Origin of the sequence: Streptomyces sp. NPDC101234, from assembly GCF_044767525.1 — a bacterium.
Lineage (GTDB): Bacteria > Actinomycetota > Actinomycetes > Streptomycetales > Streptomycetaceae > Streptomyces > Streptomyces sasae.
Map to the genome: position 1 here is coordinate 189,098 of NZ_JBIWOA010000016.1, position 14,518 is coordinate 203,615.

14 protein-coding genes are annotated in these 14,518 nt (G+C 72.8%); 4 read left to right on the forward strand and 10 right to left on the reverse strand.

Translation table 11 applies throughout. The annotated features are described in order from the left end of the window. The first annotated feature begins 166 nt into the window (after positions 1-166). The 3 genes from ACIRR9_RS28485 to ACIRR9_RS28495 are packed head-to-tail and all read left to right on the forward strand — an operon-like array spanning position 167 to position 1,113. Positions 167-571, forward strand: a complete 405-nt coding sequence (locus ACIRR9_RS28485; RefSeq protein WP_403757346.1) for a HEAT repeat domain-containing protein — start codon at positions 167-169, stop codon at positions 569-571. Next, positions 511-765, forward strand: a complete 255-nt coding sequence (locus ACIRR9_RS28490; RefSeq protein WP_403757349.1) for a HEAT repeat domain-containing protein — start codon at positions 511-513, stop codon at positions 763-765. Before ACIRR9_RS28485 ends, ACIRR9_RS28490 begins: the two co-directional genes overlap by 61 nt. Before the next feature lie 36 nt (positions 766-801). Next, positions 802-1,113, forward strand: coding sequence for a hypothetical protein (locus ACIRR9_RS28495; RefSeq protein ID WP_403757351.1), 312 nt, complete (start codon positions 802-804; stop codon positions 1,111-1,113). An 11-nt stretch (positions 1,114-1,124) separates the two neighbouring features. On the opposite strand, the gene ACIRR9_RS28500 is transcribed toward ACIRR9_RS28495, so the two are convergent. From ACIRR9_RS28500 to ACIRR9_RS28530, 7 genes are all read right to left on the reverse strand, one after another. Then, on the reverse strand, positions 1,125-2,696 hold the full coding sequence (locus ACIRR9_RS28500; RefSeq protein WP_403757354.1) for a phytoene desaturase family protein: 1,572 nt from the start codon (positions 2,694-2,696) through the stop codon (positions 1,125-1,127). A gap of 155 nt (positions 2,697-2,851) precedes the next feature. Continuing rightward, positions 2,852-5,083, reverse strand: a complete 2,232-nt coding sequence (locus ACIRR9_RS28505; protein WP_403757357.1) for a tetratricopeptide repeat protein — start codon at positions 5,081-5,083, stop codon at positions 2,852-2,854. A 107-nt stretch (positions 5,084-5,190) separates the two neighbouring features. Beyond that, positions 5,191-6,036 carry an oxygenase MpaB family protein gene (locus tag ACIRR9_RS28510; RefSeq protein WP_403757360.1) on the reverse strand — a complete coding sequence of 282 codons (846 nt, stop codon included), beginning with the start codon at positions 6,034-6,036 and terminating at the stop codon, positions 5,191-5,193. Between the two features lie 9 nt (positions 6,037-6,045). After that, entirely contained in the window at positions 6,046-7,224 is a 1,179-nt protein-coding gene (locus ACIRR9_RS28515; RefSeq protein WP_365340843.1) for an acyl-CoA dehydrogenase family protein, read from the reverse strand. 129 nt (positions 7,225-7,353) lie between these two features. Further along, entirely contained in the window at positions 7,354-8,661 is a 1,308-nt protein-coding gene (locus tag ACIRR9_RS28520; RefSeq protein ID WP_403757363.1) for a hypothetical protein, read from the reverse strand. A gap of 270 nt (positions 8,662-8,931) precedes the next feature. Further along, on the reverse strand, positions 8,932-9,711 hold the full coding sequence (locus ACIRR9_RS28525) for an SDR family NAD(P)-dependent oxidoreductase (protein WP_403757366.1): 780 nt from the start codon (positions 9,709-9,711) through the stop codon (positions 8,932-8,934). A 17-nt stretch (positions 9,712-9,728) separates the two neighbouring features. Continuing rightward, positions 9,729-10,250, reverse strand: coding sequence for a cupin domain-containing protein (locus ACIRR9_RS28530; RefSeq protein ID WP_403757369.1), 522 nt, complete (start codon positions 10,248-10,250; stop codon positions 9,729-9,731). A 336-nt stretch (positions 10,251-10,586) separates the two neighbouring features. Here ACIRR9_RS28530 and ACIRR9_RS28535 point away from each other — a divergent pair, with 336 nt between their 5' ends. Then, complete coding sequence (locus ACIRR9_RS28535) at positions 10,587-11,969, forward strand: glutamate decarboxylase (protein WP_403757372.1); 1,383 nt, start codon at positions 10,587-10,589, stop codon at positions 11,967-11,969. 15 nt (positions 11,970-11,984) lie between these two features. Here ACIRR9_RS28535 and ACIRR9_RS28540 read toward each other — a convergent pair whose 3' ends face one another. The 3 genes from ACIRR9_RS28540 to ACIRR9_RS28550 form a co-directional block, all read right to left on the reverse strand. Then, positions 11,985-13,190: a cytochrome P450 gene (locus tag ACIRR9_RS28540; protein WP_403757375.1), complete on the reverse strand. Its 1,206-nt coding sequence runs from the start codon at positions 13,188-13,190 to the stop codon at positions 11,985-11,987. A gap of 282 nt (positions 13,191-13,472) precedes the next feature. Continuing rightward, positions 13,473-13,844, reverse strand: a complete 372-nt coding sequence (locus ACIRR9_RS28545) for a helix-turn-helix domain-containing protein (protein ID WP_403757377.1) — start codon at positions 13,842-13,844, stop codon at positions 13,473-13,475. Further along, positions 13,835-14,455, reverse strand: coding sequence for a hypothetical protein (locus tag ACIRR9_RS28550; protein ID WP_403757380.1), 621 nt, complete (start codon positions 14,453-14,455; stop codon positions 13,835-13,837). Before ACIRR9_RS28550 ends, ACIRR9_RS28545 begins: the two co-directional genes overlap by 10 nt. Positions 14,456-14,518: the final 63 nt, after the last annotated feature.

The following is a 14,518-nucleotide window of genomic DNA, read 5'->3' on the forward strand; positions in this document are numbered from 1 at the left end:
CGCAGCCGGGCGGCCGACGGAAGACATTTTCTGATGCTCCGTCAGATTTCTCGGTGTGCGCCATGATTGACCGAGGGTCACGCCCGGGCGGCCGGTCACAGGCGCGGGTGCGGGCCGACCGACCGGCGTCTCACCGAACGTGGCCGTACGGCCGTATCGATGGGCGGTGGATCCCCTGCCCGCCGTCCTGGCCGGCCCCGACGGCGAGCCCGACGCCAAAGTGGTCCACGCCCTCGGTTCCATCGGTGATGCCAGGGCCCTGGAACCCCTGGTGGAATTCCTCCTCAGCAGCGATGGCACACCCCGTCGGGACGTTCTGTGGGCCCTGGCGGACCTCCGCGCTCCGGGAACCGTGCAGCCGCTGCTCGACCTGTTGTCCCGCTCCGACGGCGAGTCACGTCTTTCCGTGGTCCGGGCTCTGGGCAGACACGGTGATCCCGCAGCCGTGGGACCTCTGCTCGACATGCTGGCCCTGATGGCCGTCGAGAGCCGCGGCACGGGGCGACCGTCGTGGAGGCCCTGGGTCTTCTGGGGGACCGCCGGGCGGTGGAACCTCTCCTGGCCGTCCTGAGCGACGACGGCGGCTTGCTGCGCTCGCCGGTCGTCGAGGCCCTGGGGCTGCTCGGCGACCCGCTGGCCGTCGACCCCCTGCTGAGGACACTGCTCGGCGCGAACGGTGAGCCCGACACGGACGTGGTCGAAGCCCTGGTCCGAATCCGCGATCCCCGTGCAGTGGGGCCGCTTCTGGAACTGCAGGAGGAGTAGTCCTTCCCGCCGGGTTCCATCCTCCCGGCCGCACTGGTGGCACTCGGCGACCCCACGTACCGCGATGCCCTCCAGGAGGCCATGCGCGGCGCGGAGGAGGACGCCCGGCGCTCGGCGCTGTGGTCCCTCGCCCGCTTGGAGCGTCACGTGGTCGACAGGATGCTGTTGTCCGATGACCTGGACGGTCTCGCCCCGGGAATCGACCCCGCCGCAGAGATCGAGGAAGGCGCCCTGGCCGCATACGCCGCCGCGGTACGGCTGCCGGTCGACGAAGTCCGCCGCGGGTGCGAGGAGTTGGCCGCTCGCCACCCGCTCAGCCTGTCCTGGACCGAACCCCGCGCCTCCTGACCCCCGGTGCCTCAGCCGCCCGTCCCCTCCAGCACCGCCATCGCCGCGTTGTGCCCCGGTACCCCGCTCACCCCTCCCCCGCGCACCGCGCCCGCCCCGCACAGCAGGACGTTGGCGTGGGGGGTTTCGACGCCCCAGCGGCCGCTGGTCTCCTGGGCGTAGGGCCAGGAGAGGTCGCGGTGGAAGATGTTCCCGCCGGGGAGACGGAGGTCGTGTTCGAGGTCCAGGGGGGTCTTCGCCTCGATGCAGGGGCGGCCGTCGGCGTCAAGGGCGAGGCAGTCGGCCAGCGGTTCGGCGAGGTGGGCGTCGAGTTGGGCGAGGGTGGACTTGAGGAGCTCCGCGCGTACGGCATCGTTGTCGGCGGTGAAGAGCCGCGCGGGGGTGTGCAGGCCGAAGAGGGTGAGGGTCTGGTAGCCGCGGGCGACCAGGTCACGGCCGAGGATCGTGGGGTCGGTCAGGGAGTGGCAGTAGATCTCCGCGGGCGGGGCGGTGGGGAGCCGGCCGGCCGAGGCCTCGGCGTGGGCGACGGCCAGTTGGCCGTAGCCCTCGGCGATGTGGAAGGTACCGGAGAACGCCTCGCGCGGGTCGACGGCGGTGTCGCGCAGCCTGGGCAGCCGCTTCAGCAGCATGTTCACCTTGAGCTGGGCGCCCTCGGCGGGCTCCGGGGCCGGGCCGCCGGTGAGCGCGGCGAGCTCCTGCGGGGCGGCGTTGACCAGGACGTGCCGGGCTGCGGCGACGCCCTCGCCGTCGGCTGTGCGGTAGGCGACCTCGGCGCTGCGGCCGTCCGTCTCGATCCGCACCGCCTCGTGCCCGGTGGCGATCTCCGCGCCCGCCGAGCGCGCGGCCGCGGCCAGCGCGTCGGTGAGGGCGCCCATGCCGCCGACCGGTACGTCCCAGGCGCCGGTGCCGCCGCCGATGACGTGGTAGAGGAAGCAGCGGTTCTGGCGCAGCGAGGCGTCGTGGGCGGTGGCGAAGGTGCCGATCAGCGCGTCCGTGAGGACGACCCCGCGCACCAGGTCGTCCGCGAAGTTCTCCTCGATCGCGACCCCGATCGGCTCCTCGAACAGCGCCCGCCACGCCGCCTCGTCGTCGATACGGCGGCGCAGTTCCTCGCGCGAGGGCAGCGGCTCGGTGAGGGTCGGGAAGACCCGCTCGGCGACCTTGCCGGTCATGGCGTAGAACCGCCGCCACGCCTGGTACTCCGTCTTGCCCCCGGTCAGCCGTTCGAAGGCCTCGCGGATGCGCCGTTCGCCGCCGCCGACCAGCAGTCCGGTCGGCCGGCCGTCGCGCTCCACCGGGGTGTACGACGAGATGGTGCGGCCGCGGACGCGGAAGTCCAGGCCGAGGTCGCGGACGATCTTCCGTGGCAACAGGCTGACCAGGTAGGAGTAGCGCGACAGCCGCGCGTCGACACCGGCGAAGGGGCGGGTCGAGACGGCGGCGCCGCCGGTTCGGCCGAGCCGCTCCAACACGAGTACGGAGCGGCCTGCCCTGGCCAGATAGGCGGCCGCGACGAGGCCGTTGTGGCCGCCGCCGACGATGACGGCGTCGTAGGTGCGGGGGGCTTCGGTGGCAGGGGGCATGGTTCTTCGTAACACATGATGATCTAGGTGGGTAAGAGGCGTGCCGGTTCGTTCCGCGGGGAGGGCCGTATTGCATGTGCGGGTGAGTGCGGGCTTGTCGCGCCCACGCGGCGGAGCCGCAGATGTCTCAGCCCCGCGCCCCTGAGGGGCGCGTTTCAGAGCCGTCCGCCGGAAGCCCGCTGTTGGCGCAGTACCGCCACTCGGCGGTACAGCTCCACCGCCTCGGCGCCCCTCCCCAGTTGCTCCAGGCAGTGTGCCTCGTCGTTCCGGCTGGCGAGGGTGTCCGGATGGTCCGCGCCCAGGACCCTCTCGCGCGCCGTCGCCACCCGGCGGTACTCGGTCAGTGCGTCCGCCCAGCGGCCCAGCCAGCCCAGGCTCACCGCGACCTCGCGTCGGCTGACCAGTGTGTCGGGGTGGTCGGCGCCCAGGACCCGTTCACGGATGGCGCACACGTCGCGGGACTCCGCGAGGGCCTCCTCCCAGCGGCCGAGCCGGCCGAGGTTGACGCCGAGGCCGTGGCGGGCGCGCAGGGTCTCGGGGTGGGCGGGGCCCTGGACGCGGGTACGGTCGTCGATCAGGGTGCGGTAGAGGGCGAGCGCCTCCGTGCTGCGGCCGAGGCGGCCGAGGCTGATGCCGACCTCGTAGCGGGCGGCGAGGGTGTCCGGGTGGTCGGGGCCGAGGGCGCGGGCGCGGGCCTCGGCGACCTCCCGGTAGGTGCCCAGGGCCTCCTCCCAGCGTCCCAACTGTCCGAGCGCGTAGGCGACTTCGTAGCGGGTGACCAGAGTGTCGGGGTGCTGCGGGCCGAGGACCCGGGCGCGGGCGACGGCCACGTCGTGGGCCATCCGGTACGAGTCCTCGAGTCGGCCCAGCCTGCTGAGGTTGAAGGCGAGGTTGTGGCGGCAGCGCAGGGTGTCCGGATGGTCCGGGCCCATCAGCCGCTGCCGGACGGCGAGTACGGCCGCGTACACCTGGTGGGCATCGAAGTGGCACCCCAACTGACCCAGGACATAGGCCATTTCCTGGCGGGCGGCGAGGGTTTCCGGGTGGTCGGCGCCGAGCACGCGCGCTCTGGCACGGGCGACCTCGGTGTACTCGCGCAGGGCGTCGGCGGCGCGGCCGGTGCGGCTGAGGGTGAAGGCGATCTCGTAGCGGCTGGCCAGGGTGTCGGGGTGGTCCGGGCCGAGGAGCCGGGCGCGTTCGGCGGCGACGCCGCGGTGCACCACTCCGGCCTCGGCCCAGCGCCCGAGGCGGCCGAGGCTGAGCCCGGCGTTGTGGCGGCCGGCGAGGGCGGTGACGGTCTCCGGGGAGGGGGCGGTGCGTTCCGGCGGGGGTTCGGCGGCGGTGGCCGGGCGGGCGGTCCACTCTCCGGTGAGCCCGGCACCCGGGTCGGGCGGGGTGGCGCGCAGGAGGGCGCCCGTCGCCTTGTGGCCCGTCGACATGCCCCGGGTCCAGGAGGGCAGCCGGCCCTCGCGGGACGCCGGTTCCGCGGGCCGGAGCCGGGGCTGTGCGGTGACGACGGTGGGGACGTAGGTGGGGGTGGTACGCCCGAGGGTGATCCGGCGCCCCAACTCCCTCGCGTCGTAAGGGCGTTGGTCCGGCCGTTTCGCCAGCAGGTCGAGCACGACCTTCTCGAACCAGCCGGGCAGTTCGGGGCGGTGGTCGCGGGGCGGGGCGGGCGGGGTGTCGCGGTGGCCGACGAGGATCGCCCAGGCGTCACCGAGGTCGAACGGCGGTGTCCCGGTGGCGATCTCGTACAGCACGCAGCCCAGCGAGTACAGGTCGCTGCGCTGGTCGACCTCGGTGCCGCCGATCTGTTCGGGGGACATGTAGTGCGGGGTGCCCATGGCGATGCCGGTGCCGGTCAGCCGGGAGGTGATGCCGATGTCGTGGCCGAGGCGGGCGATGCCGAAGTCGCAGAGCTTCACCGTGCCGTCGGTGAGCCGCATGATGTTGGCCGGTTTCAGGTCCCGGTGCACGACGCCCTGCTGGTGGGTGTAGGCGAGGGCGGCGGTGACCTGCTCGGCGATGTCGACGACGTCGCCGACGGGCAGCGGATGGTGCTTGTTCTCCTCCAGGAGCTGGCTGAGGTTGCGGCCGCTGAGCAGTTCCATCACCAGGAAGAGGATGCCGTCGTGCTCGCCGAAGTCATGGACGACGGTCACCCCGCGATGGGACAGGGAGGCGGCCACTCTCGCCTCGCGGCGGAACCGCTCCCGCAGCACACGGGTGAAGGTCTGGTCGTGGTGCGGGCCGAGTGGCTTGAGGCACTTCACGGCGACCTGCCGGCCGAGGGACTCGTCGCGGGCCCGCCACACCTCGCCCATCCCGCCCCGCCCGATCAGATCGAGCAGCCGGTACCGCCCCTGGACCAGCCTGCTGTCAGCCATCGCGCGCCGCCGCCCCCCGTCGCCTCCAGCCCCGCGCTCCCCCGGGGGTCACCGGCACAGCGTGGCCGCGCCGTGCCGCACACCCCCGGCTCGTCCATTATGGCGCCCTATAGCCCGACTTTGTACGGCGCCGGGCGCGCGTCCGGGCCGAGCCTCGCCATGGCGCGCAGGATGTGTTTGGGCGGGAGTTGCCAGCGCAGACGTGCGGGAACACAGCGCAGCAGGGTGCCGGTGGCCCGCAGTCGGCGGGTGACGACGGCGGGTTCGGGGGCGGATCTGCCGTACAGCTCGTGGGCGTACGGCGGCAGCGAGGCGTACGCCAGCCGGGCCACGCGCCGCCACAGCACCTCGCGCGCCGGTATCAGGAGCGGGTGCGTCGGCGGGCGGAGCAGGAAGTCGTCCACCACGCGTGCGTCGGCTCCGGCGGCGAGTCGGGGCCGTACCTCATCGAAGTAGGCGGCCATCTCCTTCTGGTCCCCCGGTACGGCGGCCGGGTCGAGGCCCACCAGGCGGGCGCTGACGCGGTGTTCGGCGATGTAGCGGTCGGCCTGGGCGTCGGTGAGCGGGAAGCCGGAGCGGCGGACGACCTGCAGATAGGAGTCGATCTCGGCGCAGTGCACCCACAGCAGCAGCTCGGGTTCGTCCACTCCGTACCGCTCGCCGGAGTCCGGGTCGGTCGCGCCCAGCATGCAGTGGATCTTCCGGATGCGGGCTCCGGCCCGTTCGGCGGCCTCGGCGGTGCCGTAGGTCGTCGTGCCGACGAAGTTCGCGGTCCGCATCAGCCGGCCCCAGGCGTCCCGCCGGAAGTCCGAGTTCTCCATCACCCCGCGCACCGCGCGCGGGTGCAGGGCCTGGAGATACAGCGCTCGGACACCGGCGACCCACATCATGGGGTCGCCGTGCAGCTGCCAGGTCACGGAAGCCGGGGTGAACAGCCCGGGGTCGCCGCCCATGACCGCAGACTAACGCCGTACCCGCGGCATCCCCAGTCCGATCCAGGAGATGATCTCCCGCTGGATCTCGTTGTTGCCGCCGCCGAAGGTGAAGATGACCGCCGAGCGGTACCCGCGTTCCAGGTCGCCGTGGAGGACCGCACCGGCCGAGCCCTCCTTCAGCGGGCCCGCCGCGCCGGCGATCTCCATCAGCCAGGCGTAGGCGTCGCGGCGGGCCTCGGAGCCGTAGACCTTGACGGCGGAGGCGTCCTGCGGGGTGAGGGTGCCTTCCTGGACGGCGGTGACCATCTGCCAGTTCAACAGTTTCATGGCGTCGAGGCGGGTGTGGGTCTGTGCGAGGCGTCGGCGCACCCAGGGCAGGTCGACCACCCGGCGGCCGTCGGCGAGCTTGGTCTCCATGGCCCAGCGCTGCACGTCGTGCAGGGCGCGGATCGCCATGGTGCCGTGGGCGGCGAGGGTGACCCGCTCGTGGTTGAGCTGGTTGGTGATCAGCCGCCAGCCCTGGTTCTCCTCGCCGACCCGGCGGGAGACGGGGACGCGGATGTTCTCGTAGTAGCTGGCGGTGGTGTCGTGCGAGGCGAGGGTATTGATCACCGTGCAGGAGTAGCCGGGGTCGGAGGTCGGCACCAGGAGCATGGTGATGCCCTTGTGGGGCGGGGCCTCGGGGTCGGTGCGGGTGGCGAGCCAGACCCAGTCGGCGGTGTCGCCGTTGGTGGTCCAGATCTTCTGGCCGTCGACCACGTACTCGTCGCCGTCGCGGACGGCCCTGGTCTTCAGGGCGGCGAGGTCGGTGCCGGCGTCGGGCTCGCTGTAGCCGATGGCGAAGTCGATCTCGCCGGAGAGGATGCGGGGCAGGAAGTACGACTTCTGCTCGTCCGTGCCGTACCGCATGATCGTCGGGCCGACGGTGTTCAGCGCCATCAGCGGAAGCGGTACGCCCGCCTGGGCGGCCTCGTCGAAGAAGATGAACTGTTCCATCGCGGTCAGACCGCGCCCGCCGTACTCCTTCGGCCAGCCCACGCCGAGCCAGCCGTCCGTGCCGAGGCGCCGCACGGTCTCACGGTAGAAGCGCTTCTGCGCGGCCGGATCGGCGTAGCGGGCGTAGGCGTTGTCCGGCACCAGGCCGGCGAAGTAGGCGCGCAGTTCGGTGCGCAGCCGCTGCTGCTCGGGCGTGTGGTCGAGGTGCACGGCGCCTCCAGGCTCCCCAAGGGCGGTCCTGACGGCGCACACCGTAGAACGTGTTCCAGAAATTGGGAATGGCGGTGCGGGTGCGTGAACCGGTCCGGTGTCGGCGACGGGCCGGTTCACACACCTCTCTCAGGCCGCCGGAGTCAGGACGCCGCCGCCCGCCAGTCGGTAGGTGAGGCCGCCCAGGGCGCTGTTGGCGGCCAGGGAGGCGTCGTAGGTGACGGTGTGGCCGTTGCCGGTGATGCCGGTGATCCGGTCGCCGTGGATCTCCGCGCCGGTGAGGGAGGTCAGGGCCGAGTCGCCGGTCACGGTCCAGTGGCCGCCCGGGTCGAGCGCCAGCGCGGCATGGGTGATCGTGCCGGTGAGGGCCGCGCCGTCCTCGAGGGTGGCGGTGACGGAGCTGTCGGAGCTTGCCGTGATGTCGCCGTGGAGGCGGACATGTTCACCGGTGAAGCGGACGACACTCGCCCTGTCCGCGTCGACCAGGGCACCTTCCGGGTGCACCAGCCGGGCGCCGTCGCTGACGGTGATGTCGGACTCGGTGTTGGTGACGTAGAAGAGGTCACCGGACTCGGCGGTCACCGCGCCGCCGTCGACCTTGACCGTGTCGATCCCCTCGCGGAACGGCAGGGTGTTCCAGAGCATGAAGCCGCCGAGCGCGCCGGTGAGCCGGGCGTGGTCGAGGGTGATGGAGTTGGCGCCGTCGATGACACCGCCCTTGTCCTGGACCGAGGTCACATCGGCGCCGTGCACGGTGATGTCGCCGGTGGAGTAGATGCCGGCGGTGCGTTCGCCGTCGCCGACGATGTGTCCGCCGCGGACGTCGACGGTGCCGCCGCCCTGATCGGTGGCGATGGCGGAGGAGCTGGCACCGTGGGTGGAGACGTCGACGTCCCGCAGCGAGAGGGTGGCGCCGTGCGTGGCGTCGGCACCGTGCGCGCCCTGGCCGGTCGTGGTGATCGAACAGCCGGTCATGGTCAGGACGCTGGTCGAGCCGGTGGCGAACACCCCGTTCGCGCCCAGCCCGTTGGTGGTCACGGAGGTGTGCTCCAGGTGCGCGGCGCCGCCGTTGTTCACCAGGACGCCGGCGTTGAGGCCGGTGAAGCTGCTGGACTGGGCGCTGGAGCTGTCGCCGGTCTTGGCGACGGTGGAGTGCCGCAGGAACAACTCACCGCCGGTGACCAGGACCGCCGACTCGTCGCTGGTGGCGGACGCGAACGCGGCGCGGTCCTCGTGGACCGTGCCCGAGCTCTGCGCGTACGCCGAGGCACCGTCCGCGGCGGGCCCGCAGTCCGCGCCGCGTGCCGTACCGGCCGACGCTGGGGCGGTGGTGAGGCCGAGCAGCAGCAGGGAGACAGCGGGTACGGCGGCCAGGGCGAGTCTCTGGGAGGTCCGGGACGTCCGGGACGTCCGGGACGGGGTGCGGGGTGCCAACATGTGTGCCCTTCCGGAGAGTTGGGGACGGGCCCGACAGCGGCCTTGCGTACGGCTGCGAGTGCGGCGGCGGAACACGGGTGCGGGAGGCCTGCGGGCCCGGCTGAGGACAGCCGGATGCGCCGCCGCCGGGCCGGGCCGGCTGGTGTGCCGGACGGCGGTTCGGCGGACTGCTGGAGACTCCCCCGGAGCGACGGTCAGGGTCAACGAAGCTGACGCGACGGGTGGATCGAGCTCCGGTATGGCTGCCATACCGGGTTCGGAACGGGCCGTTCAGCCAGGGAGAACGGCCGACCAGCCGCCGTCGACGACGAGGTTCGCGCCGGTGATGTAGGAGGCCTCGGCGGAGGCGAGGAAGACGGCCGCGTTGACGACCTCGTCGGGGCGGCCTACGCGGCCGAGGGGGATGTGGCGGGCGATGGTCCGCATGGGGTGGTCGGCGGCGAGCAGGTCGCCGCGGGAGCCCTCGGTGTCGATCATTCCGGGGCTGATGCAGTTGGCGCGGACGCCGTGCGGGGCTCCCTCGGCGGCGAGTTGCCGGGTCAGGGCGATGACGGCGCCCTTCGAGGCCGAGTGCGCGGTGCGCCGGTTGGTGAGCGACCCGGTCAGCCCGGCGGTCGAGCCGACGGTGAGGACACAGCCCTGGCTGCGGACCAGCTGCGGCCAGGCGACATGCGCGGCGAGCCATACGGAGTCCAGTTCGGCGCGCATGGTGAAGCCGAAGTCGGCGTACGGCTGGGTGTCGACCGCTCCGAAGCGGACGGCGCCGGCGTTGGCGTAGAGGATGTCGATGCCGCCGAAGGCGTTCACCGCCGCCTCCGCCCAGGCCCGGACGGAGTCCTCGTCGGTGGCGTCCAGGCGGGCGGGGGTGAGAGCGGTGCCGCCCGCCTCCGTGACGAGCCGCTGGGTCTCCAGGGCCTCCTCGTGCAGCAGGTCGCCGCCGACGACGAGGGCGCCCTCGGCCGCGAAGCGCAGCGCGGCCGCCCGGCCCTGGCCACGGGCCGTTCCCGAGATCAGGGCCACCTTGCCCGCCAGCCGCCTGCCCGCGGACACGGCCGGCTCCGTGGGTGTCACTGGTCGGTGGCCAGCGGGCTGCCGAGCAGGGAGCCGAGCACCTCGGTACCCAGTACCTTGAGCAGGGGTTCGCTGAAGACACCGTCCACGAGGATGAACGCCATCCGAGCCACCGTGTCGGTGCGGTTCTCCCAGCGGTGGTCGGTGCCGCGCTGGATCACCACGTCCCCGGCGCGCAGCACCCGCTCGGAGTCGTCGAGGACGAGCACGACCTCGCCGTCCAGGACGATGCCGTAGTCCACGGTCTGGGTCCGGTGCGTCGGGGAGACACAGCCCGGCGGGAACTCGTTGACGCGGATCTTGGTGCCGCCCGGGGCGGGCGGCACGGTCAGGTCGCGCTCCGTCGGCTCGGGCTCGTCCGCCGCGATGGCCGCCGGTACCGAGTCCGTGTTCCACATCTCGTAGAAGGCGGCGCCGTCGGGAGCGGTACGGATGACGGGCGGCGGGCCGTCGGAGAGGAACACGGAGACGCCCGTCTCGTCGTGACCGGTGACGATCCGGCGCGGCGGCTGGCTCATGAAGGCGCTCCTCTTCCGGGATTCTTCCGGGACTCCCGCGGGACTCCCCGGGACTCCTCCGGGTCATTGAGTCGACCCGGAACTCATGTCACGCTAGGCAACCCGGCGGTGCGGCGGAAATACGCATCCGCGATGCCAGGCATCGACGCACGACCGGGCCGTCGGCTCCCCGACATCCGCGGCGCGGCACGGGCCCGTATACGCGAGGGAAAATTCAGTTCATCAGTGCGCAAACCGGTCACCGGATCGGTGTAATCGGCAGACATGTCGGACCGCGCGGCGATCTAGCGTCGAAGTGCACGGGGGCCACACGCACCAGAAAGCACCGAGGCACGCATGCCCATCCCGAATACCGACGTCATGCCCGTGACCGAGTTCGACACCCTGACCACTCCCGCCGCCACCGACCTCCTGCTGCCGGTCGACGAGCTGCCGGAGTCGGCGTCGTCGCCCGGCCTGATCCTGCGGCGGGTGCGCGACGAGCTGATGCTCGACGGCAACGCCCGGCTCAACCTCGCCACCTTCGTGACGACCTGGATGGAGCCGGAGGCACGGCAGTTGATGGCGGAGACCGCGGAGAAGAACCTCGCGGACCGCGCCGAGTACCCGCAGATCACCGCGATGGAGGAGCGCTGTGTGCGGATGCTCGCCAGGCTCTGGCACGCGCCGCGCCCGGAGCGGGTCCGCGGCTGCTCCACCACCGGCTCCAGCGAGGCGGCCATGCTCGGCGGCCTCGCGCTCAAGCGCCGCTGGCAGGACCGACGGCGGGCACAGGGCAAGGACACCGGGCGTCCGAACCTCGTGATGGGCGCGAACGTCCAGGTGTGCTGGAAGAAGTTCGCCAACTACTTCGAGGTGGAGCCGCGTTACGTCCCGATGGAGCCCGGCCGCTACCACCTCACGCCCGACACGCTCACCGCGTACTGCGACGACAACACCATCGGCGTCGTGACCGTCCTCGGCTCCACCTTCGACGGCTCCTACGAGCCCGTCGCCGACATCTGCATGGCCCTGGACGGCTACCAGGCCGCCACCGGCACCGACATCCCCGTGCACGTCGACGGCGCGTCCGGCGCCCTGGTGGCGCCCTTCCTCGACCCGGGCCTGATGTGGGACTTCCAGCTCGAACGCGTCGCCTCCATCAACACCTCGGGGCACAAGTACGGGCATGTGTTCCCCGGACTGGGCTGGGCCCTGTGGCGTGACGCCGAAGCCCTCCCCGACGACCTGGTCTTCGAGGTCGACTACCTGGGCGGCCGCTCCCCCAGCTTCACCCTGAACTTCTCCCGTCCGGGCGCACATGTCGTCGCGCAGTACTACAGCTTCCTGCGGTACGGCTTCGACGGGCTGCGGAACCTGGCCGTCCAGAGCCGTACGACGGCCCGTGCCCTCGCCACCCGCATCCAGGGGATCCCGCCCTACGAGCTGGTCACGGACGGCTCCGAACTGCCCGCCTTCGCCTTCCGGCTGGCCCCCGGCACCGAGGGCCCGACGGTCTTCGAGATCTCCCAGGCGATGCGCGCCCGGGGCTGGCATCTGCCCGCCTACACCTTCCCCGCGCCCTGCCAGGACGTCTCCGTGCTGCGTCTGGTGGTCCGCACCGGATTCACCGCCGAACTCGCGGGCATGTTCATCGCCGACCTGACGGAGGTCACCAGGCAGCTCCACCCCGGCCGGCCCGTGCCCGCGCCGGTGACCAAGCCCCTGGCCGCCGTCTGACGGCGGCCCGGCCCCTCAGTAGCGTACGGGAAGAGCGCGGAGCCCGCGGGTACGCATCGACGGGCGCCAGTCCAACTCTGCGGCGGGGACGTCGAGTTCCAGACCGGGCAGGCGTTCCAGGAGCGCGGCGAGGGCGATCTCGGTCTCCAGGCGGGCGAGCGGGGCACCGAGGCAGTAGTGGATGCCGTGGCCCAGCGCCAGGTGCCCGGTGGCGTCACGGCCGATGTCCAGCCGGTCGGGCTCGGGGAAGCGGCGCGGGTCGCGGTGGGCGGCCGCCAGGGACAGCAGCACGGTCTCTCCTGCCGGGACGGTGACCCCGCCGATGGTGACGTCCTCCGTGGGGAAGCGGCGGATGGCGAGCGGGGCGGGGCCGTCGTAGCGGGCCAGTTCCTCCACGGCCGCGCCGATCCGGGTGGGATCGGCCCGCAGCGCGGCCAGTTGGGAGGGGTTCAGGAGCAGCGCCAGGGTGGCGTTGCCGATGAGGTGGACGGTGTTCTCGTACCCGGCGAACAGGATGAGGAAGGCCAGGGACATCAACTCGTCCTCGGTGAGCCGGTCTTCCTCGTCCCGTACGGCGATCATGGCGGAGAGGAGGTCGTCGGCGGGCTCGGCGCGCTTGCCGGCGAGCAGCCGGGCGAAGAACGCGAGCAGCGCCCCGACCGCTTCCTTGGCCCGCTCCGGATGCGCCGGGTCGGGGATGACGAGGGTGTCGGTCCAGGACCGGAAGTCCGGCCGGTCCGCCTCGGCCACGCCCAGCAGTTCGCAGATCACGGCGACGGGAAGCGGCGCGGCGTAGGCGGCGATCAGGTCGGTCCGGCCGAGGGGTGCGACGGCGTCGAGCAGCGTGTCGGCGGTCCGCCGGACCGGTTCGCGCAGCAGGGCGATACGGCGTGGGGTGAACGCCTGGGAGACCAGGCGCCGGACGCGGGTGTGGTCCGGCGGGTCCATGTTCAGCAGGTTGGCGTCAAGTGCTGGCGGCAGTGCGAGCCCGCGGTAGCCACCGGGTTTCGCATGGGCCTTGTCGAGGGAGAGCCGCGGGTCGGCGAGGGCCTGGCGCACGTCCTCGTACCGGGTGACCAGCCAGGCCGGCAGCCCGTCGGTCCCGGCGACGCGGTGCACGGGCCCGGCCTCCCGGAGCCGCGCGTACCCGGCGTACGGGTCGGCGAGCAGCTCCGCGGGGTCAACGACGGCCGGGGCGGGGGGCGTTGTACTGGCGTCCATGCCCCACACCCTAGACAGACGACGACCACGACCGCGCCGTTCCCCGCCCTCGATGACACCGACCGCGCCGTTCCCTGCCCTCGACGACACCGAGCGGACCGCACGCCACCCCGCCGACACCGGCCAGGGCGCACCCCACCCCCGACAACACCGTGCACCCTGGCCATCTGCGCCCGCACCGGTTCCCGCCCCGCCTCCGGCACCCCCGGCCACACCGATCACACCGCATCGCACCCCCGACAACACCGCCCGCGCCGCGCCCACCCCACCCCGGCGGCCGTGTCAGGTGTCCTCGGCTCCTCGTCGTCCCGGGGAGTGTCCGTACGCGGCGCGATGGGCCCGGCGGAAGTGGCCGGCGTCGACGATCTGCCAGCGTGCCGCGACGTCGGCGACGGTGTACGGGCTGCCGGGGAGGCCGAGTTCACGGCGGGCGCCTTCGAGCCGGCGCCGGCGGATCTGGGCCATGACGGTCTCGCCGTCGTCGGCGAAAGCCCGGTGGAGGGTGCGGACGGAGACGTTCAGGGCCCGGGCGATGGCGGCCGGGGTCAGGCCGGGATCCCGTAGCCGGCTGTCGGCGTATGCCGTGGCCGCGGCCCGCGGTGACGGTGGTGGGGCGGCGGGGGCGTGGGTCCGGATCAGTCCGGTCAGCAGCACGGCCGGCGCCGCGCCCGCCGCGTGGGTCCCCTCCTGGCCGAGTCGCTCCGCGAGGGACCACGCGGTGTCGAGGTGGGCGAGCAGCAGCCGGGACTCCGGGGTCGTGGCGGGGCGACGGTCAGGGCGGGCAGCCGGGTGCGGTGCAGATGGTCGAGCAGGGCGGCCCTGGGCAGGATGAGCACCCGGCAGTCGGTCGGTGCCGTGTACGCGAACTGCCAGGAGGCGTGCAGGTCGCGCACGCACACGGTGCCGGGGCCGAGGTCGGCTCGGCGGCCGCTGTCCTCGATGCGGAGGCTGCCGCTGTTGACCACGTGGACGGCGACGAGGTCGGCCCGGCAGTCGGCGACGCCGCTGCCCGAGGTGCCCTCGATGGGGTCGCTGAACTGCCGGCTGACGGCGGCCTCGCCGACCATCCGGCGTTCGACGCGGGTGCGGTGGACGCCGGCGGTGCGGTCGGCGGGCAGCCGCAGCCGTCCCACGTGGGCGAGGTGGCCGAGACGGCGCTGCCACTGCTCGTGCAGCAGGTCCTGCCGGCGCGGATGGTGCGGCGGTATGTCGATGACGGCCCGCTGGCGCGATGCGGCCGTGCGGGTGGTCTCCGTCCGTGTCACTCGTGTCCCCCCGTCGTGGCACCGATGTTCCTTCCGGTGCCCGCCCTGCCGTTCCTGGTCTGC

What these genes read in the sequence shown, in the direction of transcription:
- ACIRR9_RS28540 (WP_403757375.1), bottom strand. Translation starts at nt 13,190, where the DNA reads ATGGACGCCAGTACAACGCCCCCCGCCCCGGCCGTCGTTGACCCCGCG.
- ACIRR9_RS28530 (WP_403757369.1), bottom strand. Translation starts at nt 10,250, where the DNA reads ATGAGCCAGCCGCCGCGCCGGATCGTCACCGGTCACGACGAGACGGGC.
- ACIRR9_RS28505 (WP_403757357.1), bottom strand. Translation starts at nt 5,083, where the DNA reads ATGGCTGACAGCAGGCTGGTCCAGGGGCGGTACCGGCTGCTCGATCTG.
- ACIRR9_RS28510 (WP_403757360.1), bottom strand. Translation starts at nt 6,036, where the DNA reads ATGGGCGGCGACCCCGGGCTGTTCACCCCGGCTTCCGTGACCTGGCAG.
- ACIRR9_RS28535 (WP_403757372.1), top strand. Translation starts at nt 10,587, where the DNA reads ATGCCCATCCCGAATACCGACGTCATGCCCGTGACCGAGTTCGACACC.
- ACIRR9_RS28500 (WP_403757354.1), bottom strand. Translation starts at nt 2,696, where the DNA reads ATGCCCCCTGCCACCGAAGCCCCCCGCACCTACGACGCCGTCATCGTC.
- ACIRR9_RS28520 (WP_403757363.1), bottom strand. Translation starts at nt 8,661, where the DNA reads ATGTTGGCACCCCGCACCCCGTCCCGGACGTCCCGGACGTCCCGGACC.